Annotated in this window: 17 protein-coding genes, 1 tRNA gene and 1 pseudogene; 10 read left to right on the plus strand and 9 right to left on the minus strand. The window is 70.0% G+C overall.

Going from position 1 to position 26,963, the window contains the following annotated elements; all coding sequences use genetic code 11:
- Positions 1–54: 54 nt before the first annotated feature.
- From ACSSVZ_RS17035 to ACSSVZ_RS17060, 6 genes are all read left to right on the plus strand, one after another.
- Complete coding sequence (locus ACSSVZ_RS17035) at positions 55–6,825, plus strand: autotransporter outer membrane beta-barrel domain-containing protein (protein WP_453971888.1); 6,771 nt, start codon at positions 55–57, stop codon at positions 6,823–6,825.
- A 261-nt stretch (positions 6,826–7,086) separates the two neighbouring features.
- Positions 7,087–8,118 carry a cytochrome c oxidase subunit II gene (gene coxB / locus ACSSVZ_RS17040; RefSeq protein ID WP_453971889.1) on the plus strand — a complete coding sequence of 344 codons (1,032 nt, stop codon included), beginning with the start codon at positions 7,087–7,089 and terminating at the stop codon, positions 8,116–8,118.
- Positions 8,119–8,120: 2 nt separating this feature from the next.
- Positions 8,121–10,655, plus strand: coding sequence for a cytochrome c oxidase subunit I (gene ctaD, locus ACSSVZ_RS17045; RefSeq protein WP_453971890.1), 2,535 nt, complete (start codon positions 8,121–8,123; stop codon positions 10,653–10,655).
- Positions 10,652–11,056: a hypothetical protein gene (locus ACSSVZ_RS17050; RefSeq protein WP_453971892.1), complete on the plus strand. Its 405-nt coding sequence runs from the start codon at positions 10,652–10,654 to the stop codon at positions 11,054–11,056. Before ctaD ends, ACSSVZ_RS17050 begins: the two co-directional genes overlap by 4 nt.
- Positions 11,053–11,709 carry a cytochrome c oxidase assembly protein gene (locus ACSSVZ_RS17055; protein ID WP_453971893.1) on the plus strand — a complete coding sequence of 219 codons (657 nt, stop codon included), beginning with the start codon at positions 11,053–11,055 and terminating at the stop codon, positions 11,707–11,709. Before ACSSVZ_RS17050 ends, ACSSVZ_RS17055 begins: the two co-directional genes overlap by 4 nt.
- Positions 11,706–12,824 carry a c-type cytochrome gene (locus tag ACSSVZ_RS17060; protein WP_453971894.1) on the plus strand — a complete coding sequence of 373 codons (1,119 nt, stop codon included), beginning with the start codon at positions 11,706–11,708 and terminating at the stop codon, positions 12,822–12,824. Before ACSSVZ_RS17055 ends, ACSSVZ_RS17060 begins: the two co-directional genes overlap by 4 nt.
- Positions 12,825–12,911: 87 nt before the next feature.
- Here ACSSVZ_RS17060 and ACSSVZ_RS17065 read toward each other — a convergent pair whose 3' ends face one another.
- Positions 12,912–13,595, minus strand: coding sequence for a pyridoxamine 5'-phosphate oxidase family protein (locus tag ACSSVZ_RS17065; protein WP_453971895.1), 684 nt, complete (start codon positions 13,593–13,595; stop codon positions 12,912–12,914).
- Positions 13,596–13,623: 28 nt separating this feature from the next.
- On the minus strand, positions 13,624–14,589 hold the full coding sequence (locus tag ACSSVZ_RS17070) for an MBL fold metallo-hydrolase (protein ID WP_453971896.1): 966 nt from the start codon (positions 14,587–14,589) through the stop codon (positions 13,624–13,626).
- Positions 14,590–14,732: 143 nt separating this feature from the next.
- On the opposite strand from ACSSVZ_RS17070, the gene ACSSVZ_RS17075 reads away from it, so the two are divergent.
- Positions 14,733–15,650 (plus strand): LysR family transcriptional regulator, encoded by a 918-nt coding sequence (locus tag ACSSVZ_RS17075; RefSeq protein WP_453971898.1) that lies wholly within the window; start codon positions 14,733–14,735, stop codon positions 15,648–15,650.
- Between the two features lie 190 nt (positions 15,651–15,840).
- Here the strand turns inward: ACSSVZ_RS17075 and ACSSVZ_RS17080 are convergent.
- From ACSSVZ_RS17080 to secG, 6 genes are all read right to left on the minus strand, one after another.
- Positions 15,841–15,916: transfer RNA gene (locus tag ACSSVZ_RS17080), tRNA-Lys, on the minus strand.
- A gap of 163 nt (positions 15,917–16,079) precedes the next feature.
- Positions 16,080–16,961, minus strand: coding sequence for a 3-deoxy-8-phosphooctulonate synthase (gene kdsA / locus ACSSVZ_RS17085; protein WP_453971900.1), 882 nt, complete (start codon positions 16,959–16,961; stop codon positions 16,080–16,082).
- A 35-nt stretch (positions 16,962–16,996) separates the two neighbouring features.
- A complete protein-coding gene (locus ACSSVZ_RS17090; RefSeq protein ID WP_453971902.1) occupies positions 16,997–17,842 on the minus strand; it encodes a class I SAM-dependent methyltransferase in 846 nt (281 codons plus the stop codon).
- A gap of 179 nt (positions 17,843–18,021) precedes the next feature.
- Positions 18,022–18,891 (minus strand): VOC family protein, encoded by an 870-nt coding sequence (locus tag ACSSVZ_RS17095; protein WP_453971903.1) that lies wholly within the window; start codon positions 18,889–18,891, stop codon positions 18,022–18,024.
- 10 nt (positions 18,892–18,901) lie between these two features.
- Entirely contained in the window at positions 18,902–20,530 is a 1,629-nt protein-coding gene (locus ACSSVZ_RS17100; RefSeq protein ID WP_453971904.1) for a CTP synthase, read from the minus strand.
- A 102-nt stretch (positions 20,531–20,632) separates the two neighbouring features.
- Positions 20,633–21,058 carry a preprotein translocase subunit SecG gene (secG, locus tag ACSSVZ_RS17105; RefSeq protein WP_453971905.1) on the minus strand — a complete coding sequence of 142 codons (426 nt, stop codon included), beginning with the start codon at positions 21,056–21,058 and terminating at the stop codon, positions 20,633–20,635.
- Between the two features lie 379 nt (positions 21,059–21,437).
- On the opposite strand from secG, the gene aspS reads away from it, so the two are divergent.
- The 3 genes and pseudogenes from aspS to ACSSVZ_RS17120 all read left to right on the plus strand — a co-directional run.
- A complete protein-coding gene (aspS, locus tag ACSSVZ_RS17110; protein WP_453971907.1) occupies positions 21,438–23,213 on the plus strand; it encodes an aspartate--tRNA ligase in 1,776 nt (591 codons plus the stop codon).
- Positions 23,214–23,571: 358 nt separating this feature from the next.
- Positions 23,572–24,543, plus strand: a complete 972-nt coding sequence (locus ACSSVZ_RS17115) for a D-2-hydroxyacid dehydrogenase family protein (protein WP_453971908.1) — start codon at positions 23,572–23,574, stop codon at positions 24,541–24,543.
- Positions 24,544–24,579: 36 nt separating this feature from the next.
- Positions 24,580–24,762, plus strand: a pseudogene (locus tag ACSSVZ_RS17120) (aspartate--tRNA ligase); the annotation flags it as partial.
- Between the two features lie 484 nt (positions 24,763–25,246).
- Here the strand turns inward: ACSSVZ_RS17120 and ACSSVZ_RS17125 are convergent.
- Positions 25,247–26,203, minus strand: a complete 957-nt coding sequence (locus ACSSVZ_RS17125; RefSeq protein WP_453971910.1) for an FUSC family protein — start codon at positions 26,201–26,203, stop codon at positions 25,247–25,249.
- Positions 26,204–26,963: the final 760 nt, after the last annotated feature.

The following is a 26,963-nucleotide window of genomic DNA, read 5'->3' on the forward strand; positions in this document are numbered from 1 at the left end:
TTGATGCGGGGTCCGGTCGGAAAGGCAGCGATCGGCGGGTGGGGGGAGACGCGCATGAGGGCTGGGGTCCGGCACGGCGGAATGACGACCGGTGGGGCGCCCGCGCCCCGGCCCGCTGGGACCTCAGGAACCGCGCGCTCCCGCATCAGGCGCGTCGCCTCGTCGCTGCTGTTCCAGTCGACGGCGCTCGCCGGCAGCTTCGCCGGCCTGCCCCTGCCGATCTATGCGCGCGCCTATGCCCAGGCGGCCTGCACGCCAGCGTCGACGGACAGCTACGCCAACAATTCGGCCGAGATCCTGCAGACGACGTTCACGTGCACCATCTCGTCGAGTTCGACGGTGACGGACCCGCAATACGCCTACGGCGGTGCGCTGACCTGGTATGCAAACCTCAACTACAAAAACGGCTATTACTGGCCCCCGAGGCACGGGCAGACGGGTCTCAATATCTCAGTCCTGAACACCGCCACGATCGAGGTCTCGCGCCCGACCTTGGTTCGGTCGCTGATATCCTTCAAGGCGCCGTACGGGACCAACTATTACGATTCCAAACGGGCGCACTCCGACGCGATCCGGGTCATCTCCGTCGGCAGCAACTCCAGCTACAGGGGCAAGACCGACAAGATGCCGAACTACCCGGGCGGCATCGGCGGCACGGTCACCATCGTCAACAACGCGCCGATCGCCAATGCGCCGGGCGCCGGCATCTATGCGGCCAGCGCCGGCGGAAGCCCCTACGACTACGCCGATGGCGGCGCGGGCGGCAGCGTCACGGTCACCACGACGGACGACATTGCGGCGCAGGGCTTCGGCATCGTGGCGATCAGCCGCGGCGGCGCCAGCAGCATCCAGACCGGCGGGACCGGGGGCACCGTCGCGGTCACTGTCACCGGCGACGTGGGGTCGATTGCCTCGACCTCCGGCGGCGGCGGCGTCTTCGCCGCGTCCTACGGCGGCAACAGCCGAAAGAACAGCGATGGCGGCGGCATCGGGGGGATGGCCAGCGACGTCACGCTGACCGTCGGCTCGAGTTCGACGCCGTTTGGCGGATCGATCACCACGGCCGCGACGGGCTCGGTGGGCAAGGACTGGGGCTTCCGGGAGCGCACCACCGGCGCCGCGCTTTCCGCCATCAGCTACGGGGGGCAGGGGCTGGTCACCACCAACGGCTCGGGGGTCGGCTTCAACGGCGGTGACGGCGGCGCCGTGACGGTCCGGGTCTTCGGCACGCCCCATACGCTGTTGAAGACCTCGGGCAACGACTCCTTCGCCATCATGGCGGTGAGCTACGGCGGCACCAGCCAGGATCAGTACGACGCCTCCAAGTCCGGCGGCGCCGCCAGCACGGCGACGGTGGCGCTGTCCGGGGACGGCGCGATCGAGACGGCGGGCAACCATTCGACCGGCATCGTGGCCGGATCGCTCGGGGGGCTCGGCAGACTGTCGTCGTCGGCCGAAACGAACGGCGCCGGCAAGGGGGGCGTGGCTGGAAACGTCAGCGTTTCCAATGATTTCTCGATCACGACGCAGGGCTACCATTCCCACGGCATCGCGGCGATCTCCGCCGGCGCCGGCGGCGGCATCTTCGTCTGGCCCGGCCGGAGCGCCTTTCAGTGGGGCGACGGCAATCCCGCCTCCAACACCAGCGGGACGGTCGAGGTCGCCAACACCGGCGCGATCCGGACGCATGGTGCGGATGCCCACGGCATCGTCGCCCAGTCGATCGGCGGCGGCGGCGGCCTGCTGTCGTCGACCGCGACGCTGCCGACCGACGGCAACGGCGTCGTCAGTTCGGACGCGACCAACCAGACCATCGGCGGCACCTCGGGCGGGGCCGATGCGGCGGAGGTCAGCGTGACCAATCACGGGGCCATCACCACCTACGGCGGGTACGCCAAAGGCGGTCAGGTCCCGAGCGGCGCGGATGCGGTCGCGCTCGGCGGCGGCATCGCGATCCTGGCCCAGTCGATTGGCGGCGGCGGTGGCAGCAATACCGGCCAGGGCGCGCTCGGCACCATCGGCGGCACCGGCAGCTCGGGCGGCAACGGGGCGGATGGCGGAGAGGTCCTCGTCAAGAACTTCGGGGCGCTGACTACGTACGGCTCCGAAGCGCACGGCATCGTCGCCCAGTCCATCGGCGGCGGCGGCGGCGCCGGGCGCAATCAGAAAGGCCTGTTCCACGCCGTCGGCGGCAGCGGCGGCAGCGGCGGCGACGCCAGCAAGGTCGACATCGATCACTATGGCCACATCACGCTGAGCGGCGACTATGCCCACGGCATCATCGCCCAGTCGATCGGCGGCGGCGGCGGGATCGGCGGCTCGGCGACCGCGTGGGGCCTGTTCACGTCCAACGCGGTCGGCGGTTCGGGCGGCCCCGGCGGCGCGGGCGGCGAGGTGGCGATCACCACGGAGGCATCGTCGTCCATCTCGACGGCCGGCGTCCACGGCGTCGGCATTCTGGCGCAGTCCATCGGCGGCGGCGGCGGCAGCGGCGGCGCCGCGACGTCGACCTCGGACGGGCTTTTCTTCGACATCGCGCTCGCCACCGGCGGCACCGGCGGCTCGGGCGGGGCAGGCGGCTCCGTCGACGTGCACCACTTCGGCGCCATCACCACGACTGCGACCGATGCGGTGGGCATCGTGGCCCAGTCGATCGGCGGCGGCGGCGGCCACGGCGGCGCGTCCACGGCCAAGGGCGTGGGCGTGGGCATGCCGGTGGAATTCGAGCCGGGAGAAGGGGTCACGCTGGGACTGTCCGTCTCGATCGCCCATGGCGGGTCGGGGGGCACCGCCGGTGGCGGCGGCGAGGTCGCGGTGACCCTGGAGGAAAACAGCTCGCTGACGACGGGCACCAAGGCCACCTCGTCGAGCCTTGCGGGAGGCGACGGTGCGACGGGCCTCCTCGTCCAGTCGATCGGCGGCGGCGGCGGTGCGGGCGGGGATTCCACCGCGGCGGCCGGCATCGCCACGCTCGGCGGCGTCGTCGACAAGCTCAGCGACGGCCAGGCCGAGCTCGAAGGCGACAGCATGACGCTGACGCTCGATTTCTCGCTCGGGGGCAGCGCCAGCGCTGGCGCCGATGGCGGAACGGCGTATGGGCACACCCTCGGCGCGGTCGTCACCTCGGGCGACTTCGCGCACGGCATGCTGGTCCAGTCGATCGGCGGCGGCGGCGGGTCCGGCGGCAGCGGCGAATCCAACAGCATCACCCGCTTCGGCAGTTCCACGTTCGCGATGGGCCAGTCGATCGGCGGCAGCGCCGGCGGCGGCGGCAGCGGCGGCTATGCCAAGGCCGGGCTCGGCACCACCGGCTCCGTGCGGACCTACGGCGCCAACTCGTCCGCGCTCGTCGTTCAGTCGATCGGCGGCGGCGGTGGTGCCGGGGGCGGCGGCGCCGGCGACCTCGATGCCGACACCACGGTCAGCATCGGACTGGGGGCCACGGGCGGCGCCGGCGGCGATGGCGGCAAGGTGTTCGCCTGGAACCACGGCACGATCGTCACCGAAGGGGACGCGTCCCACGGCATCGTCGCGCAATCGATCGGCGGCGGCGGCGGCATCGGCGGATCCGGCACGAGCTCCGTCGGGCATTCCCATGGCTTCGAACTGACCGAGGGCAAGTCCCTCACCGACTGGCTGAAGGTGAACCCGACCTTCTCGGCGTCGCTGCAGCTGACCGCCAACACCGGCGCCAGCGGCGGAAATGGCGGCGACGGCGGCACCGTGATCGTCGGCGATGCGAAGACCCCCGGCAAGACGACGACGTCGGGAACGTTCGCGATGGGCATCCTGGCCCAGTCGATCGGCGGCGGCGGCGGTGCCGCGGCGGTGTCGTCGAACAAGGACAGCGCCAGCATCGGCGTGCTCAGCGCGGGAGGCAACATTGCCGTCCTGAAGGGGGGTACGACCTCCGGCGCAGATGGCAACGGCGGCTCTGTCACAGTCTACGCGTCCAACGTCTACACCTCCGGCTTCGGGGCCATCGGTGTGCTCGGGCAATCCGTGGCCGGTGGCGGCGGGCTCCTCCTGTCCAGCGGTTATGCGACGCATCAGGTGGACGTCACCCTCGGCGCGTCGTCATCCACACTGGGCCAGCACATCGGCGGAAACACGAAGATCCAGACGCAGCCGGGCACAACTGTCGCGACGTCCGGCGACAATGCCCACGGTGTTGTCGCCCAGTCGATCGGCGGCGGCGGCGGTGTGGCCGCCGTTGCGCTCGGAACTGCCAGCGCCGTCAACGACGATACGATTGCCGCCACCGTCGCCGTCACACTCGGCGCCAACGCCACCGCCCTGTCGTCCGACATTGTTGCCGGTCCGGTCGATATCGAACATTTCGGAGCCGTGAACACCGCGGGGGAGGCTTCCGTCGGCATTCTCGGTCAGTCGATCGGCGGCGGCGGCGGGCTTGTGGTCGGCTCTGCGGCGGCGCTCGAGCCGGTATCGTTCGCGACGAACCAGCCCCCGGGCTCCGGCGGTACGGTCTATGTCACCCTTCACGAGGGGGCCTCGATCGTGACGACGGGGGACGGCGGTATCGGCGTCCTTGCCCAGTCGATCGGCGGGGGCGGAGGCATCGCCGCGGACCTCAACTCCAAGCTCAATGTCTATTACGTGGCTGACCAGACCAACTATGCCTATTCGGTGAGCGGGCGGGGATACTCGAGCATCATCAGAGTTTCCGTCCATTCGGAGGCATCGATCTCGACGAGCGGCGCCTATGCGCACGGCATCGTCGCGCAGTCGGTCCAGGGGTCCGGCGGCATCTTCAAGAAGAATGGCAAGACCTATGCCGGGGCGCTGAACCGGGCAGCGACCTATTATAACTACGGCGGAATCTACGTGACGGTCGATGGCTCCGTTACGACAAAGTCCGACTCCGCCTGGGCCGTCTGGAGCCAGGCCTCAACGAGTAGCGTCGCGGTAACCGTCGGCTCCGGCGGCACCATAACGGGGTCCTCCGCCAGCGCCGGAACCGGCGGCGCGATCTTTGCCGCCTTCAGCGGCAGTGGCGGGGCGTCCATCACCAACTCCGGCACGGTCACCGGCAACGTGGTGAAGAACGTCGCCGGCCAGGAGACGTGGTCGAAGGACTACGGCGCCTCGTCCGCAGCCGACGGCGCGGTGCGCCTCAGCGGGACGCCGCTCGCCGGCCAGGCGCTGTTCGTCAACCAGGGCACCGGCACCTTCGCCACCGGCGCGATCGCCGATCTCGACGCGGTGCTGAACGCCGGCACCATCAGCATCGGCGGGGCCGGCCGGACGCTCAAAACGACGGTGACCGGCGATCTCGTCGGCATCGGCACGTCGGATAGCGGCAGCGCCTTCGACGTCGGCGATGCCGGGCTCGACCGCAGCTTCACGCCGGTCTCCTACTTCGAAGGCACCGCCGAGAAATCCTGGCGCACCGCCACGTCCAGCCGCGGCGGCCTGATCGCCGGCCTCGACGTCGACATGGAGACGCGCACCAGCGACCAGCTCGTCGTGCGCGGCGACTTCGCCGGCACCTGGGGCACCATCCTCAACCCCTACGCCATGCTGCCCAACGTCCGCACCGACTTCATCAAGGTCGCCGGCACCGACCTCAGCGATACCTCGATCCTCTCCACGCTGGTCTACCGGTTCACCGATGTCACCACCTCCGACACCGGCTGGAAGGGGTTCGAGGTCAAAAGTGCCCACTTCGAGGACACCGGCGTGGCGATGGGCGCCAACGCCACCGGCGTCTCCCATGGCCTGCAGAGCGCCTGGGACAACCTGGCCGGCGGCGGCGCCACCACCGTCGACGCCGACGACGGCGGGCCGTCGATCGCCCAGGCCTTCGCCGCCTTCCACGCCGCCACGCCGTCGACGCTGGAGCAGATGCTGGCCGTCGTCGCCTCCCAGACCACCGTCGCCGGCCCGGCGGCCGCGCCCCAGGGCGCCGTCACCGCCGCCAACAGCGTCCTCTCCTGCCCCGCCTTCACCACCGGCGTGGCCCTGCAGGAGGGCGAGTGCGTGTGGGGCCGCTTCCTCGGGGCACGGGCGGAGCGGGACCCGACAAACGGCAGCATCGGATACGAGGAACAGACCACCGGCCTCCAGGCCGGCGGCCAGAAGGCGCTCGGCGACGGCTGGTTCCTGGGCGGCAGCCTGACCTACGAGGACTCCTGGTTCCGCAACGACGCCGGCACCGAGAAGGTGGAGGCCAACTCGTTCACCGCCGCGGCGGCGCTGAAGAAGGAGGTGGGCTCCTGGCTGTTCGCGCTGGCCGGCGGCGCCGGCTACACGTGGAGCGAGTCCTCCCGCTACCTGTCGCTCGGCACGCTCTCCGCCGTGGCCGAGGCCGAGCCGAAATCGGCGGTGCTGTTCGGCCGGGCGCGGGCCTCCTACGAGATTGCCTTCGACACGCGCTTCTACATGCGCCCCATGGTCGACCTGGACGTTATCACGGTGCACCAGGAGGGCTACCGCGAGACCGGCGCCGGCGGCCTCAACCTGATCGTCGACGACGCCACCAAGACGGTGTTCGGGGTGACGCCGGGGGTGGAGTTCGGAGCGCGCCTGGACATGGGATACGGCCTTCCGGCGCGGCTGTTCGCCGGCCTCGGCGTGTCGTTCCTGTCCGACGACACCTGGGAATCGACGGCCCGCTTCGCCGGGGTCTCGAGCATGGACCAGTTCACCACGGTCATGCCGATCGCCGACACCGTCGGCCGCCTCACCGCCGGCATCGACCTGCAGAAGCTGCACGGCATGCAACTGAAGCTGCAGTACGACGGCGCCTTCGCCGACAACTACCAGTCCCACGGCGGCTCGCTCAGGTTCGGCTACCGGTTCTGAGCCGGCGGTCGCGCACGAGGCGAGGGCGCCGTGCGACTGACGGTCGCCGGCCTGCGCCGGCACGAGCGCCCGCGCGAAACCGGCCCGTCTGAGTGCCCATGACGGCAGATTCCGCAGGAATCGCACCCGATCGGGAACCAACGGCCGGCTGGTCGATTGCACCTGCATGGATTTCCTGAGCGGGACGCGGGGAAGCCGGGGATCGGCTTTCCGCTCGCATCCCGCTGCGAGCTACGAGTGATCCAGGGGGCGACCACGCGCATGGCACACCGACCGGCATCCGCCCGGCCGACACGTCACAGCTCCAGGCTGCGCCGGAGGGAGCATGCGGCCCGCTTCGCGCTGCCGGTCGCCGGGCTCATACTGGCCGGCTGCGAAGGGCCGCAATCCGCCCTCGATGCGGCTGGCCGCGATGCCGCCGCCGTCGGCAATCTCTTCTGGGTCATGGTCGTCGGTGCGGTCGCCATCTGGGCGATCGTCATCGGCATCGCGATCGCCGCGGTCCTGCGCCCGCCCGGCAGCGCCCGCGCCGCCAACGCCCTGATCCTGGGGGGCGGGGTGGCGTTCCCGGTGGTGGTGCTGGCGGCGCTGCTCACCTTCGGGCTCGGGCTGCTGCCCGACTGGGCGGACAGCGGAACCCGGGTGAAGATCCACGTCACCGGCGAGCAGTGGTGGTGGCGGGTCACCTACGAGCGCGCCGACGGGACCACCGTCAGCGATTCCAACGAGATCCACATGCCGGCCGGCGAGCCGGTCGAGTTCGTGCTCACCGCCGACGACGTCATCCATTCGTTCTGGATCCCGCCGATCGGCGGCAAGATGGACATGATCCCCGGCCGCACCAACCGGCTGGTGCTGACGGCCGAGAAGCCCGGCACCTACCGCGGCGTCTGCGCGGAGTTCTGCGGCACCTCCCACGCGCTGATGGCGTTCTCGGCGATCGTCCACGAACCGGACGGCTTCGACGCGTGGCTCGAGGCCCAGCAGGCCCCCGCCGTCGTCGCCGACGATGACGGTGCCCGGCGCGGTCGCGACCTCTTCCTCGGCGCCGGCTGCGGCGGCTGCCACACCATGCGGGGCGTGGCGGAGATGGGCGATGTCGGCCCCGACCTGACTCACGTCGGCAGCCGCGTCACGCTGGGTGCCGGCATCCTGCCCAACGATCAGGCGACCCTCGCCGCCTGGATCCGCAATCCCCAGCACCTCAAGCCCGGAGCCGCGATGCCGGCCTACGACATGCTGCCCGACGCCGACATCGCGGCGATCGCCGCCTTCCTTGCCGGAGCCAGGTGAGCATGGTGGATCCGACCGCGACCCTCTCCCACGTCGATCAGGGCGACCCGGAGGTCCGCAGGGGCCAGGAGGAGCGCCTCTCGGCCACCTGGGCGACGCCCACGGGATGGCGCTACTGGACGGCGGTGAACAATTCCGAGGTCGGGCTCTGGTACATCTGCACCTCGTTCGCCTTCATGATGTTCGCCGGCGTGCTCGGGCTCATGATCCGCGTCCAGCTGGCGGTGCCGGACAACCAGTTCCTGTCCGCGGAAACCTACAACCAGACCTTCACGCTGCACGGCACGGCGATGATGTTCCTGTTCGCCGTGCCGATCTTCGAGGCGGTGGCGATCCTCATCCTGCCGGCGCTGCTGGGCGCCCGGGACCTGCCGTTTCCGCGCCTCTCGGCGTTCGGCTACTGGTGCTTCCTGATCGGCGGGGTGTTCGTCTGCGGCTCGATCTTCTTCGACGCCGCGCCTGCCGGCGGCTGGTTCATGTATCCGCCGCTGTCGACCAAGCAGGGCGGCATCGGCGTCGACATCTGGCTGCTCGGGCTGTCGTTCATCGAGGTGGCGTCGATCGCCGCGGCGGTGGAGCTGATCGTCGGGGTGCTGAAGTGCCGCCCGCCCGGCATGCACATGAACCTGACGCCGCTCTACGGCTGGTACGTGCTGATCGTCGGCGGGATGATCCTGTTCGCGTTCCCGCCGCTGATCGCCGGCGATTTCCTGTTCGAGATGGAGCGCGCCTTCGACTGGCCGTTCTTCGATGCCGAGCGCGGCGGCGATCCGCTGCTCTGGCAGCACCTGTTCTGGATCTTCGGCCACCCGGAGGTCTACATCATCTTCCTGCCGTCGATCGCGCTGCTGGCGATGATCGTGCCGACCTTCGCGCGCCGGCCGATCTCCGGCTACTCGTGGATCGTGCTGTCGGCGATGGGGACGGGCTTCCTGAGCTTCGGGCTCTGGGTCCACCACATGTTCACCACCGGGCTGCCGTCGGTGTCGCTCGGCTTCTTCTCGGCCGCGTCGGAAGCCGTCGCCATCCCCACCGGCATCCAGATCTTCGTCTTCGTGTCGACGCTGCTGATGGGCCGGGTGACGCGCTCGGTGCCGATGCTGTTCGCCATGGGGGCTCTGGCGATCTTCGTCGCCGGCGGCCTGACCGGCGTGATGGTCGCCGTCGCGCCGTTCGATTTCCAGGCCCACGACAGCTACTTCGTCGTCGCCCACCTGCACTACACGCTGTTCGGCGGCATGGTGTTTCCGCTGATCGCCGGCATCTACTACTACTACCCCATCGCCACCGGGCTGATGCTGTCCAGCCGGCTCGGGGTCTGGTCGTTCTGGCTGATGTTCGCGGGCTTCAACACCTGCTTCCTGCCGATGCACCTGACCGGCCTGCTTGGCATGCCGCGCCGCATCTTCACCTTTCCGGGCGGCCTCGGCTGGGACTGGCTGAACATGCTGTCCTCGGTGGGCGCGTTCGTCTTCGCGGCCGGCTTCCTGGTGTTCGTGTTCGACGTGCTGCGGCCGAAGGGCGAGGCGGGCCGGGCCTCCCGCAATCCGTGGAACGCCGGCACGGTCGAATGGGTGCTGCAGATGCCGCCGAAGCCCTGGGGCTCGCGCAGCATCCCGCGCATCGAGAGCCGGTATCCGCTCTGGGACGATCCGGACTTCGTCGCCAAGTACGACGAGGGGCGCTTCTATCTCTCCGACGCGGAGGAGGGGAAGCGCGAGACCATCATCACCTCGGTGCTGGATGCCCAGCCGATCCAGTGCCTGCGCGTCAGCGGGCCGGCGGTGATCACCATGATCGCGGCGGCGGCGCTCGGCGCCTCGTTCGTGTTCGCGACCTTCCACTGGTGGTGGCTGACGATCGGGGCGTCCCTCGCGGCCCTTGCGGCGATCCTCTACTGGCTGTGGACCGGCACCGCCCAGCATCCGGAGAAGGCGGACAAGGACATCGGCCTCGGCACCACGGTGCCGCTCTACGTCTCGGGTCCGAAGTCGACCGGCTGGTGGGCGATGTTCATCACCATGACCGGCGACCTGACCGCCTTCCTGGGCGTGGTGTTCGGCTACTTCTTCTTCTGGACGGTCCACGAGCAGTTCCCGCCGAACGGCACGCTGGCGCCCGGCTGGCAGTGGCCGCTGGCGGCCGGCGTGCTGCTGCTCGGCGCATGGGCGGCCACCTGGGGCGCCCGCGTGGTGAACGCGCGCGGCCGGGTCGGCCTCGCGCGCCTGCTGCTGGTCGCCGGGCCGCTGGCCGCCATCGCGGGAATCGCGGCGCTGGCGGCAGGGCCGTGGGTCTCCGGCCTCGATCCGACCACGCACACCTATCCGGCGATCGTCTGGGCGCTGGTGCTGTGGACCGGAGCCCACGCCGGCGTCGGCGTCATCATGCAGCTCTACTGCCTGGCGCGCAGCCTCGCCGGCCACCTGACGCCCGCCTACGACATGGATATCTGGAACGTCGCGCTCTACTGGCACTTCATGGCCTTCACGGCGCTGACGACCACGCTGGTGATCGGAGGCTTTCCGTACGTCTCATGACCGACGACAGCCGCAGCGAAGTCGAACGCGAAACGGGCGAGGGCACGGACCTCTGGCGCCTCATCACGGCGCCGACGATCTGGGCCGTGCATTTCCTCGTCTGCTACGTGGGCGCCGCGATCTACTGCGAGAAGGCGGGCCGCGCCGCCGCGCTGGTGCCGGTGACGTGGTTCGTCGGCGCGGCGACGGCGGCAGCCCTTGCCGGCATCGGCGCGCTCGGCTGGTCGCTGTGGAAGGTCAGCGGCTTCTCCACCGTCGGCGGCGACCTCAACTATCTCGGCAACACGCCGGAGGAGCGGCACCGCTTCCTCTCCCACGTCTCGCTGATGCTGTGCGTGCTGTCGGCCGTCGGCGTCGTCTACGTGGCGATCCCGGCATTCGTTCTGGGGACGTGCCGATGACCGCCGCCCTCCGCGACCCGCGCCTTCTGGCCGGCCTCGGCGTGCTGGCCGCCGCCTGGCTGGGGCCGTTGCCGGCGATGGTCGGCGACAGCTTCACCGCCCACATGCTGCTGCACATGCTCGTCGTCGCCATCGCGGCGCCGTTGCTGGCGGCGGCCCTGGCGCCCCGGCTCGAGGGGAGGGCGATCGCCGGGCGGATGCTGCCGCTCGCGCTGCTGGCGAGCCTGCTCGACTTCTTCGTCATCTGGGGCTGGCATCTGCCGCTGCTCCACGAGGCGACCCGGACGAGCGGCTGGGTGCTGGCGGTCGAGCAGGCGGCGTTTCTGGCGGTCGGGCTGTTCGTCTGGCTGACGGCGCTGGCGGCGCCCGCCGCCGCCGCCCAGAGCGCGGCGCTCGCCGGTGCCGGGGCGCTGTTCTTCACCTCCATGCACATGACCCTGCTGGGCGTCCTGCTGGGCCTCGCCCAGACGCCGATCTGCCGGACCTGGAGCGCCAACGGTCCGCTGTTCGGGCTGTCGATCCTGGAGGACCAGCAGGTCGGCGGGACGATCATGCTGGCGATCGGCGGATCGGTCTATCTTGCCGGGGGCCTGGTGCTGGTGGCCCGGGTGCTGCGCCTGCCGGGCGGCGATCTCACGGAGCGGCAGCCATGATGATCCGCCTGCGCCACCTGCTGATGCTGGCCGGCGGCGGCGCGGCCGCGATGGTGGTCGTGCTGTGGCTGGGGCTGGTGCAGATCTCCGCCAGCAGCGGCCACTGGGCGATCACCGACTGGGTGCTGCACGCGGTCATGCGCCAGTCGGTCAAGTTCCACGCCGCCGGTCTCGACGCGCCGGACCTCTCCGACCCGGCCCTGCTGCGGCGTGGCGCCGGCCATTTCGAGAGCGGATGCGCGGCCTGTCACGGCAGCCCGGCGCAGCCGCGCGGCCCGGTGGTGATGTCGATGACGCCGCACCCGCCCGATCTCGCCACCCGCATTGACGACTGGCGGCCGCAGGACCTGTTCTGGGTGGTCAAGCACGGGGTGAAGTTCACCGGCATGCCGGCCTGGCCCACCCAGGCGCGCGACGACGAGGTCTGGTCGATGGTGGCGTTCCTGCAGGCGCTGCCGGGGATGGACGCCGAGACCTACCGGCGCCACGCGTTCGGGCCGGCGGAGCACGAGGGCGACGCGGCGGACCTGTCGACGGCGGTGCGTCCCGCCCGGGCCGATTGCGTGCGCTGCCACGGCGACGACGGGCTCGGCGACCCGAACGGCGCGTTCCCGCGCCTCGACATCCAGCCGGCGGAGGTGCTGGTCGACGCGCTGGCGGCCTATGCGGCCGGGACGCGGCAGAGCGGCATCATGCAGGCGGCGGTGTCGGGCCTGACGGAGGCGGAGCGCCGGCGGCTCGCGGCGTCGTTCGCGAGCGACGCGCCGCTGGCGCCGGCCGCCCTCGATCCGGCCGAGGTCGGCGCCGAGGTGCTGGCGCGCGGCCGGGAGATCGCCCTGCGGGGCATCCCGCGCCACGACGTGGCGGCCTGCGAAGGGTGCCACGGGCCACCGGCGGCCCGGCAGGCGGACTTCCCGCGGATCGCCGGCCAGTATCCCGGCTATCTGGAGGACCAGCTGCGCCTGTTCGCCGACGAGGAGGGGCGCGGCGGCGGCCGCTTCGCCAGCCTGATGACGCTTGCCGCGCACCGCCTCGAGCCCGCCGACATCGGGGCCGTGGCGCGCTGGTATGCGTCACGGCCCCCGGCAGGGCCCGGCACCGCCCCGGCGGAATAGGCCGGGCCGCCGTCGCGCACCGCGACAGGTCCGCCGTTTCAGGCCGGCGGCGGCGCGGCGGCGGGCACCGCCGACGGCTCCTGCCGGTCAGTCACCGGGTCCGGGGCGTTCCGGGTCGTCGCTGCGCCGGGGGGCACTGGACTCCGCCTCGCGGCGCAGGCGTGCGTTTTCGGTGCGCAGGGCCGCCAGCTCGTCGCGCACGGGCCCGAGCGCGGCCTCCAGCTCGGCCTCGGTGAAGCGCGGCGTGATGTGCTGCGGGCAGTTCCAGTCGAACGCCTCGACCGCGATCAGCACCGAGCGTTCGACGCGCCCGGCGTACCCCGGCACCGCCAGCCGTTCCGCCAGGTCCGGATCGTCGGCGGCATCCACGATCCGCATGCGGCCAAACACCTTGAGGCGCCGCCGATGCGCGTAGTCCATCATGAACAGCGACACCCGGTCGTCCGCCAGCACGTTGCCGGTGGTGAGATACTGGCGGTTGCCGCGGAAGTCCGCATAGCCGAGCGTCGCGTCGTCCACCGCCCTCAGGAAGCCGGCCGGCCCGCCGCGGTACTGGACATAGGGCCAGCCGGTCTCCGAGACGCTGGCCAGGTAGAAGCCGTCGCGCGCCTCGATGAACGCGCGCTCGGCGGCTCCGAGGCGGTCGTTGTGCACCTCGCCGCCCGCCGCGTCGCGCGCCTCCGCGCGCGCCCATTGGGCGGCGCTGCCATAGCGTTCCCGCGCGGCCGTCACGGAGGGTGTCGACGCAATCTCGAGATAGCGGTTTTGCATGGGTCCTGCCTGTCGTGCCGCCCGACCCTCAGGTCTGCATCGCCCAGTCCGCCACCTGCCAGCGCAGTTGTCCCCGGTCGGAGACGATGCGGCCGAGCCCCGGGAAGGGCATATGCGTGGCGGCGATCAGCGCTCCTTCCGAAGCGGCGAGCGGAAAGAAACGGTCCCGCATCGCCTGCGCCGCCGGGAAGTCCTGCTCGAACAGGAAGCCGACATCCGTCGCGCTCGGGTGCACCACCGGGAACAGCATGTCCGACACCATGATCAGGCTTTGTCCGCCGTCCTCGATCCGCACGCCGACATGGCCGGGCGTATGGCCGGTCAGGTCGACGATGGTGACGCCGGGCGCGATCTGCGGCTCGCCGTCGATCGCCTGCAGCTTCGGGTAGAGGCGCACGACCTCCTCGGAAATGCGGAAGCTGTTCTGCAGATAGTCGGGAGCGCCGCTGCGCTTGGCCGGGTCGGTCCAGTGGGAGACGTCGCGCCGGTCGATATACAGCTCGGCGTTGGGATAATTCTGACGCCCGCCGGCGACCAGCCCGCCCATGTGGTCTTCGTGCATGTGGGTGACGATGACCGCGTCGATCTGGTCGGGGCGCAGCCCGATCGCGGCAAGCGCCTGCGGGAGCAGGCCGGTCTGCCCGATCGAGCCGGCCGGGCCGGTGTCGAGCAGGATGCGGCGCTCGCCATCCTCGATCAGGTACTGGTTGAAGAGGATGCGAACGCCGCTCGGCCGGCCGACGAACTGTGCGGTCGCCGCCTGTTCGACCTGGGCCGCCGTCCGGCCCGGGAAAAAGTCGTAGGGGATGTCCGCATAGCCGTCCGTCAGGGCGGTCACGGTGAAGCGGCCGATGTTGATCTGCGCCAGCGGGGTTACGCTGGCTGTCCTGGCGGCGGCTGCGCCGGCCGTCGGGGCGATGAGCGGCAGCAGGCCGCCGCCGATGAGCGCGAGGGGGAAGCCGCTTGCGAACGCACGGCGCGACAGTTGAGGCATGACGTCCTCCATCTGGTCATAGACACCGTCGAGAGCCTGCCCCGAGGGTGCCCCCACCTGTCTGGACGGAAAGCTAGGTCATCTACCTTGGAGCGAGTATTCTGCGCTTCCTGGAAGGTCCCTCTCACATATCGGAAGGCATTGTGGATCGGTTCGATGCGATGTCGGTTCTGCTCGCGGTCGTCGAGGCCGGCAGCCTTTCGGCGGGCGCGCGACGGCTGCGCGCCCCGCTCGCCACCGTCAGCCGCAAGGTGGTCGAGCTCGAAAAGCACCTCGGAACCCAGCTCGTCGTACGCACCAGCCGCGGGCTCGCGCTGACCGATGCGGGGCGTGTCTTCGTTGCCGCCTCGCGGCGGATTCTCGGAGATCTGGCACAGGCGGAACGTGAGGCAGCGGGCGAATATGGGGCGCTTCGCGGGGAGCTGCACGTCACCGCGCCGATCACCTTCGGCCAGCTCCACATGCTGCCCACCGCCCTCGGCTTCCTCGCCGAGCAGCCCGAGATCAGACTGCGGCTGACGCTGGCCGACCAGCAGGTCAGCCTGGCCGAGGAGCACATCGACGTCGCCCTGCGCATTGGGCACCTGACGGACAGCTCGCTGATCGCGATGCGCGTCGGCGCCGTTCGCCGGGTCATCTGCGCCAGCCCGGCCTATCTCGGCCGGCGCGGGGTGCCGCGCCGGCCCGAGGATCTCGCCGGGCACGACGGGATCAGCTTCAAGGGCTTCGCCGTTGCCCCGGAATGGCGGTACCGCCGGGATGGTCCGGCCTTCGCCGTCGAACCGCCTCCAAGGCTTGCCGTCAACACGACGGAGGCGGCCATCCAGGCGGCGCTGGCCGATTTCGGCATCATCCGCGTGCTGTCCTATCAGGTGGCCGAGGAGGTGCGCTCGGGCCGGTTGCAGATCCTGCTGCCGGACTTCGCACCCGAGCCGCTGCCGGTGAGCCTCATCTACGCCCAGGCCGAGCAGCTGCCGCTGAAGGTCAGGAGTTTTCTGGATTGGACCGGACCGCGTCTGCGGGCCCGGCTCGCCGGCCTTCACGCGGACTGGCCAGGCTAGGCATGTCCCGTTCAGATCGACGCGATATCGACGAAAAGGAACTGCTCAAGGCATTGAATCCGGGCCCATGTCCGATCAGGGGCTTCCGCCTGATCGAAAGAGCTGCTGCTGCGGGGCGGAAGCGTGACCCAGCCATCGCAGACGTGGCCCAGGTCGCAAATGGATCTGTCGGCAGGTGAGTGAATGGGTTTGGTGTGCCCGCTCGGACTCGAACCGAGGACCATTCGATTAAAAGTCGAATGCTCTACCAACTGAGCTACGGGCACCCTGAGCGCCGGTCCGGATGCGGACGGGGTCCGCGGACGACGCTCGAAACCGGCCCGCTTGCGGGCCCGCGCGCGGGTGGGCCGCGCGTGCCGTTCGGGTAGTGCGTTTGCCGCCGTCCGTCAACCGCAAGGGCGGTTTCGCCGATCCCTGTCCCCGGTCGGCTCAGCCGAAGCTGGCCGGATCGAAGGGCCGCGCCTTGGCGACGGCGTCGAAGGCCATGAGGTCGGACAGCAGCGCTTCCAGCGCGCCGAGCGGCACCATGTTCGGGCCGTCCGAAGGTGCCCGGTCGGGGTCGTCGTGGGTCTCGATGAACACGCCGGCGATGCCGACCGCCACGGCGGCGCGCGCCAGCACCGGCACGTAGCGCCGGTCACCGCCGGACGACGCGCCCTGGCCGCCGGGCTGCTGCACCGAATGGGTGGCGTCGAAGATCACCGGCGCGCCGGTCTTCGCCAGCACCGGCAGCGCCCGCATGTCGGAGACGAGGGTGTTGTAGCCGAAGCTCGCGCCGCGCTCCGTCACCAGCACCCGCCCGTTGCCGGCGCTGGTGATCTTCTCGACGACGTTGGCCATGTCCCAGGGGGCCAGGAACTGGCCCTTCTTGACGTTGATGACCGCGCCGGTCTCCGCCGCCGCCACCAGCAGGTCCGTCTGCCGGCACAGGAAGGCGGGGATCTGCAGCACGTCGACGGCCTCGGCCACCCGCGCGCACTGCTCGGCGGTGTGGACGTCGGTCAGCACCGGCAGTCCGAACGTCTCGCGGATTTCGGCGAAGATCGGCAGCGACGACGCAAGGCCCATTCCGCGCGCCCCGGACCGGCTGGTGCGGTTGGCCTTGTCGAACGACGCCTTGTAGACGCAGCCGATCCCGAGCCGGTCGGTGATCTCGCGAATGGCCGCGGCCATTTCCAGCCCGTGCGCGCGGCTTTCCAGCTGGCACGGCCCGGCGATGAGGGCGAGCGGCGCGTCGTTGGCGAAGCGGACCTTGCCGACGTCGACGGTGGAATCCGGACGAATCGCCTGGTGGGCGGTGGCAGCGGTCATGGCTCGAACTCTCCTGGATGCGCGTGCGCCGCTTCTTACCGCCTGGCCGGGTTTGCGTCGAGGTGAAGGTGGGCGATCGCGTAGATGGGAACGCCGAACACGCCCTCGACGACGCTGCTCCACAGCGCGACCGGCGGCGGCAGCTGCTCCATCACGTCGCAGATCTCGTCGAGCATCCAGCGCGGCTCGCCCCAGCAATAGTCGGCCCGCGTCTTGACCCCCGACACGAACTCGATCGACGGGTCCCGGCGGGCCAGCGCGCCGATCGAGGGATGATAGCGTGCGGTGCCGACCATCAGGAACGAGAAGGCGTCGTAGACCAGCTCGCACGGACGGCCCGTCAGGCCGTCGGCAAGGTCGCCCAGCAGCGTGCCGATGCTCGCGGCGTGCAGATAGGGCATCAGCCCCTCCGCGACCACCAGCGTCGGGGCGGCGGGCAGGGCGGCCCCGTCGAGCCAGCCGGGCACGTCGAGCGAGGCGGAGACGACCCGGCAGCTGGCCGTGTCGGGGATCAGGCGCCGGCGCAGCGCGGCGACCTCCGGCAGGTCGACGCAGATCCAGCCGGCGGGCGTGGCGGGCTGCCGTTCGCAGGCGGTGGACAGCCCGGCGCCGAGATCGAGGATGATGCCGTCCGGATGGGCGGCCAGGAACCGCGCGATGTGATGATCGAAGATCTTGGCGCGCGAGATGAAGCCGAGGACGCTGATCGGGTCGGAGACCACCGAGGACGCGTCGACCCCCAACAGCTCGACGATCCGCTCCGCCGAGGCATCGCGGAACCCGGCGGCGGGAAACAGCCGCGCCGCCTGCGCCCGGGCGCACAGCGGAACGAGCAGGGTGCGCGCCACGCCGCTCAGTCCGAGATCTTCTGCCACAGGCATGGCGATCCTTCCCGCACGGCCTCAGCGGGGGATGGACCGGTGTTCCGTCCTCCCCGCATCCGTCCGCGGCCGGACAGACCCCCCGTCTGTGCGGACCTCGTGTCTTCTCGCTGTCGAAGGGACACAGTGTGCCGCAGTCCGGGCCCGGCGTCACCCGGCCCGCTGAGCGGCACAAGGGCCTAGGCGGCGACGAAGCGGTAGCCGGTCCCGCCGCCGTGCTCGGGCGCCACCACGACCCCGTCGGCCGTCTCGGCGAACGGGGTCCCGCCGGCCGAAAGCGCGGCGCGGGTCGCCGACAGGTCCGCCACGGAGAGGGTGAGGGCGGCAAACCGCGGCAGCACCTTGCCGTCGAACGCGGCCGAGCCGTACCGCGCCGCGAAGCCCGCGGCATCGATCACCTCGATGGCGGTGCCGTCGGGCAGCGCGACGCGCCAGCCGCCGTCGGCCTCGGCCGGTGCGGCGTCGGCGACCCGGCCGAGCGTCGCGGCGGTGGCGTCCGGATGCGGCGCGACCATCGTGACGCAGGTGGTCGACAGCGCGGTGTTCGGGTGGGCCTGGTAGGCCGCGTGCCAGAAATTCTCCGGCCGGTGATGGACGACCGCGAACACGCCGGCGCGGACGAAGTCCGGATGGCTGGCGAAGGCGAGGGTGAAGGACACCGGAAGCTCCCGGCCGTCCGGCACCGGCGCCGTGCGCGCGAACGAGAACGTCGGATACCGCGACAGGCCGATCTCGGCCAGCCGTGCGGCGAGGGCTTCCGGATCGTCGGTCTTCAGCGCCAGCATCGAGATGCCGGCACCTTCGCCGATCAGGAAATCCCGGTTGAAGCTCGGGAACGAGAAGGTGTCCGGCCGCTCCTCCGGAAACAGGCTCTCGTCGAGGATCGCCAGATATTCCAGATAGCTGCCGTGCAGCTGGGCGAGCGCGTTCGCCGTGCCGAACGGATGGTCCGCCGGCGGGCTGGTGCGGAAGCCGAGGCGGCCGGCCGTCAGCGCGGCCTCGACGAGACTTTCGGCGAGAACGACGGTGTGGTCGATCCCGGTGATCATGGCGCCTCCGTCAGACGAGGCGGCTCTGCTCGACCGCTGCCGAAATGAAGGACGCAAACAGCGGGTGCGGATCGAACGGCCGCGACTTCAGTTCCGGATGATACTGCACGCCGATGAACCACGGGTGGTCGACGAGCTCCATCGTTTCCGGCAGCAGCCCGTCCGGCGACATGCCGGCAAACCGCACGCCCTGGGCAGCCAGCCGCTCGATGTAGCCGGAGTTCACCTCGTAGCGGTGGCGGTGGCGTTCGGAGATCTCGGTCGTGCCGTAGATGTCGGCGATCCGGCTTCCTTCGCTGAGATGGGCCTTGTAGGCGCCCAGCCGCATGGTGCCGCCCAGATCGCCTTCGGCGAAGCGGCGTTCCAGCTCGTTGCCGCGCATCCATTCGGTCAGCAGGCCGACGACCGGCTCGTCGGTGGGCCCGAACTCGGTCGAGCCTGCCTTGTCGATGCCGGCGAGGTTCCGGGCCGCTTCCAGGACGGCCATCTGCATGCCGAAGCAGATGCCGAAATAGGGCACCTTGTGGGACCGGGCGAAGCCGGCGGCGGCGATCTTGCCCTCCGCGCCGCGCTCGCCGAAGCCGCCGGGCACCAGGATGCCGTGCACGCTCTCCAGCCACGGACCGGGGTCTTCCTGCTCGAAGACCTCCGATTCGAACCATTCGATCTCGACGCGGACGTTGTTGGCGATGCCGCCGTGGACCAGCGCCTCGCTCAGCGACTTGTAGGCGTCCTTCAGGCCCGTGTACTTGCCGACGATGCCGATCTTCACCGAGCCCTCGGGCGAGCCGACGCGCTTGGAGATCTCGGTCCAGCGCTCCAGGTCCGGGTGGGGCGCGCCGGTGATGCCGAACGCCGACAGCACCTCGGTGTCGAGGCCCTCGTTGTGGTAGGCGATCGGCACGTCGTAGATCGATTCCACGTCCAGCGCCGGGATGATCGCCTCTTCGCGCACGTTGCAGAACAGCGCCAGCTTGCGGCGTTCGCCCGGCGGGATCGTGCGGTCGCAGCGCACCAGCAGGATGTCCGGCTGGATGCCGATGGAGCGCAGCTCCTTCACCGAGTGCTGGGTCGGCTTGGTCTTCAGCTCGCCGGCCGACTTGATGAACGGGATCAGCGTCAGGTGGACGAAGATCGCGTCGTTGCGCGGCAGGTCGTTGGAGAGCTGGCGGATCGCCTCGAAGAACGGCAGGCCTTCGATGTCGCCGACGGTGCCGCCGATCTCGACGAGGACGAAGTCGAAGTCCTCGTTGCCGGAGACCACGAACTCCTTGATGGCGTCGGTGACGTGCGGGATCACCTGCACGGTGGCGCCCAGATAGTCGCCGCGGCGTTCCTTGGCGATGATGTCCTGGTAGATGCGGCCGGTGGTGATGTTGTCCATGCGGTTGCACGGACGCCCGGTGAAGCGCTCGTAGTGGCCGAGGTCGAGGTCGGTCTCCGCGCCGTCGTCGGTGACGAACACCTCGCCGTGCTGGTAGGGCGACATCGTGCCGGGGTCGACGTTGAGATAGGGGTCGAGCTTGCGCAGCCGTACCCGATAGCCGCGTGCCTGGAGCAACGCGCCGAGAGCCGCCGAGGCCAGTCCCTTGCCAAGCGAAGAGACCACGCCGCCGGTAATGAAGACGTACCGAGCCATCGGGCGTTTATCCTAGAGGTTCGACGGCGCTTTGGGAGAGGCGAACCGGGGTGCAGCGGCGCTGTCCCCGGTTTTCTCGTGCGAGAGGGCGGAGGCCCGTCCTCACTGGGAGGAGGGGACCTGTGGCCCGGCCGGCGCGGCAGGCGCCGCCGGCTGGCCGGTGCCCTGGGCGTCGCCGCCGCCGGTGCCCGACGGCCGCAGCGTGTCGAGGATGCCCTGGCCCGAGCCGCGGGTCGGATCGGCGCCGGTGGGGGCCGTCTGCGAGGCGGGCTGGTTCAGGTCGTCGAGGATCGACGACGGCGTGTCCTGGGTGCGCGCCAGGATGGTCAGGCCGATCGACGTGGCGAAGAACAGGAACGCGAACACCGCGGTCGCCTTCGTCAGGGCGTTGCCGGTGCCGCGCGCCGACATGAAGCCGCCACCGCCGCCGCCGATGCCGAGCGCCCCGCCTTCCGAACGCTGGAGGAGGATCACCGCGACCAGCGCGACGACGACCATGAGATGAATGACGATGAGAACGGTTTCCATCGTGCCCTTCGAGGTGTTGTTCGAGATCCCGGCCGCAGTCGCGAATGCCCGAAGCGCATCCCGCACGGCCGACGTCGGTCTTGCCTGCTTGCGAGGCGAAGAGGACCATGGGGAGACGCGCCGGCAAGATCGCTGCACGGCCCGTTCGCACGCTCCCGCATGGGAACGACGGCGCGGTGATACACGATGATCGGTCGATCCGCCAAGCGTCGCGTTTCACTTGTACCCGTGGCCGCAGGTGGGGCCGGCCGCCAACCTTGACAAGAGACGGCCTGCGTGCCCTGTCTCGCCGCGATTTCAGAACACCCCTGTCCCGCCGCGAAATGGCGGACGAATGGGCGGCCCGGGCACCGGTCGCCCCCAGTATCGAGGCGATTTGATGCACCGCTACCGTAGCCACACATGCGGCGCGCTGCGCCAGGAGGACGTCGGAACGTCCGTGCGGATTTCCGGCTGGGTCCACCGCGTGCGCGACCACGGCGGCCTTCTGTTTATCGATCTGCGCGACCACTACGGCATCACCCAGGTGGTCGCCGACCCGGATTCGCCCGCCTTCAGGACCGCCGAGACGGTGCGCGCCGAGTGGGTGATTCGCGTCGACGGCGCCGTCAAGGCGCGCACCGACGACACCGTCAACGAGCGCCTGCCGACCGGCCGCATCGAGCTGTTCGCCACCGAGATCGAGGTGCTGTCGACGGCCGGCGAGCTGCCGCTGCCGGTGTTCGGCGACCAGGAGTACCCCGAGGACACCCGCCTCAAGTACCGCTTCCTGGATCTCCGCCGCGAGAAGATGCACGCCAACATCGTCAAGCGCTCGAAGATCGTCGCCTCCCTGCGCCGCCGCATGACCGATGCCGGCTTCATGGAGTTCCAGACGCCGATCCTGACGGCGTCGTCGCCGGAGGGCGCGCGCGACTTCCTGGTGCCCTCGCGCCTGCACCCGGGCAAGTTCTACGCGCTGCCCCAGGCGCCGCAGCAGTTCAAGCAGCTGATCATGGTGGCGGGCTTCGACCGCTACTTCCAGATCGCCCCCTGCTTCCGCGACGAGGACGCCCGCGCCGACCGCTCGCCGGGCGAGTTCTACCAGCTCGACATCGAGATGAGCTTCGTCGAGCAGGAGGACGTGTTCCAGGCGGTGGAGCCGGTGCTGCGCGACGTGTTCGTCGAGTTCGGCGGCGGCCGGCCGGTCACCGAGACCTTCCCGATGATCCCCTATGCGGATTCCATGCGCCTTTACGGCTCCGACAAGCCGGACCTGCGCAACCCGATCGAGATGGCCGACGTCACCGCCCACTTCGCCGGCTCCGGCTTCAAGGTGTTCGCCCGCCAGATCGAGGCCGACGCGCGCGTCCAGGTGTGGGCGATCCCGGCCAAGACCGGCGGCAGCCGCGCCTTCTGCGACCGCATGAACTCCTGGGCGCAGGGCGAGGGCCAGCCGGGGCTGGGCTACATCTTCTTCCGCGAGGGCGAGGAGGAGGGCGCCGGCCCGATCGCCAAGAACATCGGCCCGGAACGCACCGCCGCCATCCGCGCCCAGCTCGGCCTGGAGGCCGGCGACGCCGTCTTCTTCGTCTGCGGCGTGCCGAAGACCTTCGTCGACTTCGCCGGCCGGGCCCGCCAGAAGGTCGGCTTCGACCTCGGCCTGGTCGACGAGAATCAGTTCAAGTTCTGCTGGATCGTCGACTTCCCGATGTTCGAGTGGGACGACGAGAACGACAAGGTCGACTTCTCCCACAACCCGTTCTCCATGCCCCAGGGCGGGCTGGAGGCGCTGGAGACGATGGACCCGCTCGACATCAAGGCGTTCCAGTACGACATCGTCTGCAACGGCGTGGAGCTCTCCTCGGGCGCCATCCGGAACCACAAGCCGGAGATCATGCGCAAGGCCTTCGCCATCGCCGGCTACGGCGAGGAGGTGCTGCAGGAGAAGTTCGGCGGCATGCTGCGCGCGCTGGAGATGGGCGCGCCCCCGCACGGCGGCCTCGCCCCCGGCATCGACCGCATCGTCATGCTGCTCTGCGATGCGGAGAATTTGCGCGACGTGACGCTGTTCCCGATGAACCAGAAGGCCGAGGACCTCCTGATGGGCGCCCCCTCGGAAGTCTCCGCCAAGCAGCTCCGCGAGCTGCACATCCGGCTGAATCTGCCGGAGTAGGAGTACTCGCCCCTCACGCCGAATGCGCTTGCGCGCATCGGCGCCGGGTGGGCGGCCTCCGGCCGGCGCGCGGTCGCGCGCTGGTGGTGCGATCCGGATGGGCTGATTTCGGTTCTCGGCGCGAACTCCCTACTCCGCTCATTCCCGCGAAAGCGGGAATCCAGGGCTGCGGCTCGCAGCTTGTCCATTTACCCCTCACGCCGAATGCGCTGCGCGCACCGGCGCCGGGTGGGCGGCCCCCCGGCCGGGGCGCAATCGCGCGCTGGTGGGTGAGGTTCAGGGGGGACGTGGGTGTTTGGACGCCCGCCTCTTTCCACTGTCCGGGCTGCCGAGCATAGATAGAAGGTCGAGGGTACCCATGCGCGTCGCGTTTCTGGACGACTTTCACGATGCCTATGGCCAGACGGACGGCGTCGCGCGCCTTCGCCAGCACGCCGAGGTGGAGATTTTCACCGATCACATCGCGGATCCGGCGGCGTTGAACCGCTTCGACGCGCTCGTTGCCACGCGCGAGCGGACGCGGTTCACCGCGGAGTTCCTGTCGGCGCTGAGCAACGTGCGGGTCATCGCGCAGACCGGCAACCATGCCTATCACGTCGATCTGGATGCCGCTGAGCGGCTGAACATCGTCATCGGCAAGGCAACCGGCGGCTTCTGCACCTCGGCCGGCGAACTCACCTTCGCGCTGATGATGGCCGTGATGCGCCAGATCCCGACCTGCGATCAGGCCGTGAAGAAGGGCGCGTGGCCGACCCCGATGACCTATGTCCTGCGGGGAAAGACACTCGGGATCGTCGGGCTCGGCAACATCGGCAAATATGTTGCCCGGATCGCCGAGGCGTTCGGGATGAAGGTGCTGGCATGGGGACCCCGGCTGACGCCCGAAGCGGCGGCGGCCGGCGGCGCGGAATATCGCGACCTCGACGATCTGATGGGCGCGTCGGATATCGTCACGATCCACGCAACGATGGGAAGCCGGACGCTCGGATTGATCGACGCGCGCCAGTTCTCCCTGATGAAGCCGACCGCCTATCTCGTGAACACGTCGCGCGGTCCGATCGTGGACGAGGCGGCGATGGTCGCCGCGCTCTCCGCCGGGCGCATCGCCGGCGCCGGGCTGGACGTCTTCGACCAGGAGCCGCTGCCCGCGAACCATCCTCTCACCAGGCTGTCGAACGTCGTTCTCACTCCGCACCTCGGCTGGCCGACCGACGAGATGTACGGTCAGTTTGCCGATGCCGCCGCCGATATCCTGCTGGACTTCAAAGACGGCAAGACCGTTCCCCATTTCCAGCCGGGCACCGACGCGAAGGGCGCAGATCCGCTTTAGACGGATCTGCAGGGACCGCAGCAAGCCCGCCGGCGAGGTGGGGTGGCCGCCCCCGGCATCGACCGCATCGTCATGCTCCCCTGCGACGCGGAGAATTTGCGCGACGTGACGGGGTTCCCGATGAACCAGAAGGCCGAGGACCTCCTGAAGGGCGCTCCCTCGGAAGTCTCCGCCAAGCAGCACCGCGATCTGCACATCCGGCTAAACCTGCCGGAGTGATTTCTCCGGCGCTGCGGTTGGGCCGGGGCGCTCGCTCCACCCACCGCTCATTCCCGCGAAAGCGGGAATCCATGGGGCCTTGCCGCTGGCTCATGCGGGATGAGAGACGGAAGGTGCTGCAGCCTTCGAGGCGCAATCTCTCCCGCCGTTCACTCCGCGATTCAGTATGGATTCCCGCTTTCGCGGGGATGAGCGGAGCAAGAAGCCGACGCCACGCAAACAACGAGGGCCGCGCCGTATCGCCCCCACCAGCGCGCGACCGCGCGCCGGCCGGAGGCCGCCCTCGCGGAGCCGATGCGCGCAGCGTATTCGGCGTGAGCGGACAAGAAAACAACGCGCAGCGCATTCGGCGTGAGGGGACCAGAACCAGCCTCTCCGCACGCCCCCCACCAGCGCGCGACCGCGCGCCGCCCGATAGGGCGCCCTCCCGGAGCCGGTGCGCGCAAGCGCACTCGGCGCGAGGGGCATAAAACCCAGCGCCCGGTCATGTCGTCGTATCCGGAGGCTGCGATGGCCGCGCGTCGCTGCCTGCCTTCGGCGTCAGCGGCAGGAGCGGGAGCATCAGGACGGCAATGCCGATGCCGACGACGGTCAGGAGGACACGGCTCGACGCCATCTCGAGCGGGCCGGCTTCCGGAGACAGGTTGAAGGCCAGCGCAATGGCGGTCAGGCAGAATGTCCAGAGGCCGTACCGCTTCGCGCCGATCAGCAGCATGCAGAGCACCAGGACCCCGACCATCGCCGCGTGCAGCCAGGGGATCGGCGACAATCCGAGGAGAAGCCCCCCTGTCGCCGCACCGAGGATCGTGCCGAGCCCGCGCGTCTTCATCCGGTAGATCGTCTCCTGGCGCGTCGGCTTCATCACTCTGAGCCCGGCAGCGGTCAGCCAGCAGGGATGCGCGCCTGGGCTGAAGCAGGCGGCGATGCTTCCGAGCATCGAGACCGATGCGATCCCCGCCAGGAACCGCCTCTGGGCGGCGTCCTTCAGCAGCGGGGGGCGGGGACCGGTCGCCGCCCCTTGGTCCGACGGGATGCAGAAGAACACGAACACCGCGCCCCAGAGGGTTCCGGCGAGGAAGGTGCCGCCGTAGACCAGCTCTTCTCCGGCAGGCACTTCGCCGACGGACAGGAAGAACGCCAGGGTGCCGAGCGCGACGGGCAGTCGGAAATAGCCTCCGCTCACCTCGCCGACGCCCTGCGCCATCGCAGCGGCGAGCGCCAGGATAAAGAAAGCAACGGAGCCGAGCGCAACGCTTCCCCCCACCGTCGCAAGCAGGCTGATGGCCAGGCACGACACCAGCAGGATCCTGACGCGGCCGGAGGCAGGCAGATGCGGAAAGGAAACGGTCAGCAGATAGGCGCCGAAGGACGCGATGCTGCCATGGATGGCATGACCGGCGGCAATTCCGGCGAGCCACGGCGCGCAGACACCGAGCGCCATCGCCAAGGCGCGTGGAGCTTTCGACCAGGGCAGGTCTATCGATGAAGCTTTTGAGATCTGATCCTCCAACGCAGAAACACGTCCGTCGTCATCCCCGACGGTTCGGGCTGTCCGTGGTGACGTCAGGCCCTGTTCTCCCGTCTGGAGCCTGCTGGATCGCTCACCGCCGTGCAGTTCAATTAGGGCAGCGATGGCGCGTCGCGCGAAGCCAAATGTCAGTGCCGCCCAACCTTATCCCCACCCCCTGCAACCTCCCGGATGCACCCTCCCGTCGCTTGATCCACTCGGAGCCGTGCCGGACCGTCCGCTCGCGCAGGTGTCTTGCCCCTCGCGCCGAGTGCGCTCACGCGCACCGGCTCCGGGTGGGCGGCCTTCGGCCGGCGCGTGGTCGCGCGCTGGCGGGTGCGGTTCGGACAGGGCTCGCATGTGTCCCGCGGCGGCCTCCGGCCGGCGGACGGTCGTCGGCCAGGGGTGCAGGCCGGATGGGCCCTGGGGTGTGCCTGCGGCGCCGGCTCCTTGCTCCGCTCATTCCCGCGAAAGCGGGAATCCATAGGGCCGTTGTTTGGGGCGACTGGCGTGAGGTCCGCTCGGGTGCCGGAATGCAGGGGACCGGGCTGAATGGCCGCGCCGTGTCCCCCCCGCCTCGGAAGACGGCCGATTCCCCATGGATTCCCGCTTTCGCGGGAATGAGCAACCGTGTCGGATTAGGGTGCGATGGTCTGTGCTGTTTCGGCGTTGCGGACGATGGCGTTGAGATGGG

The sequence above is a fragment of the Amorphus sp. MBR-141 genome, assembly GCF_053628695.1.

Bases quoted from the DNA above. Each gene is read 5' to 3' on its own strand.
- ACSSVZ_RS17035 (WP_453971888.1), top strand. From the start codon at position 55: ATGAGGGCTGGGGTCCGGCACGGCGGAATGACGACCGGTGGGGCGCCC.
- coxB (WP_453971889.1), top strand. From the start codon at position 7,087: ATGGCACACCGACCGGCATCCGCCCGGCCGACACGTCACAGCTCCAGG.
- ctaD (WP_453971890.1), top strand. From the start codon at position 8,121: ATGGTGGATCCGACCGCGACCCTCTCCCACGTCGATCAGGGCGACCCG.
- ACSSVZ_RS17050 (WP_453971892.1), top strand. From the start codon at position 10,652: ATGACCGACGACAGCCGCAGCGAAGTCGAACGCGAAACGGGCGAGGGC.
- ACSSVZ_RS17055 (WP_453971893.1), top strand. From the start codon at position 11,053: ATGACCGCCGCCCTCCGCGACCCGCGCCTTCTGGCCGGCCTCGGCGTG.
- ACSSVZ_RS17060 (WP_453971894.1), top strand. From the start codon at position 11,706: ATGATGATCCGCCTGCGCCACCTGCTGATGCTGGCCGGCGGCGGCGCG.
- ACSSVZ_RS17065 (WP_453971895.1), bottom strand. From the start codon at position 13,595: ATGCAAAACCGCTATCTCGAGATTGCGTCGACACCCTCCGTGACGGCC.
- ACSSVZ_RS17070 (WP_453971896.1), bottom strand. From the start codon at position 14,589: ATGCCTCAACTGTCGCGCCGTGCGTTCGCAAGCGGCTTCCCCCTCGCG.
- kdsA (WP_453971900.1), bottom strand. From the start codon at position 16,961: ATGACCGCTGCCACCGCCCACCAGGCGATTCGTCCGGATTCCACCGTC.
- ACSSVZ_RS17090 (WP_453971902.1), bottom strand. From the start codon at position 17,842: ATGCCTGTGGCAGAAGATCTCGGACTGAGCGGCGTGGCGCGCACCCTG.
- ACSSVZ_RS17095 (WP_453971903.1), bottom strand. From the start codon at position 18,891: ATGATCACCGGGATCGACCACACCGTCGTTCTCGCCGAAAGTCTCGTC.
- ACSSVZ_RS17100 (WP_453971904.1), bottom strand. From the start codon at position 20,530: ATGGCTCGGTACGTCTTCATTACCGGCGGCGTGGTCTCTTCGCTTGGC.
- secG (WP_453971905.1), bottom strand. From the start codon at position 21,058: ATGGAAACCGTTCTCATCGTCATTCATCTCATGGTCGTCGTCGCGCTG.
- aspS (WP_453971907.1), top strand. From the start codon at position 21,438: ATGCACCGCTACCGTAGCCACACATGCGGCGCGCTGCGCCAGGAGGAC.
- ACSSVZ_RS17115 (WP_453971908.1), top strand. From the start codon at position 23,572: ATGCGCGTCGCGTTTCTGGACGACTTTCACGATGCCTATGGCCAGACG.
- ACSSVZ_RS17125 (WP_453971910.1), bottom strand. From the start codon at position 26,203: ATGGCGCTCGGTGTCTGCGCGCCGTGGCTCGCCGGAATTGCCGCCGGT.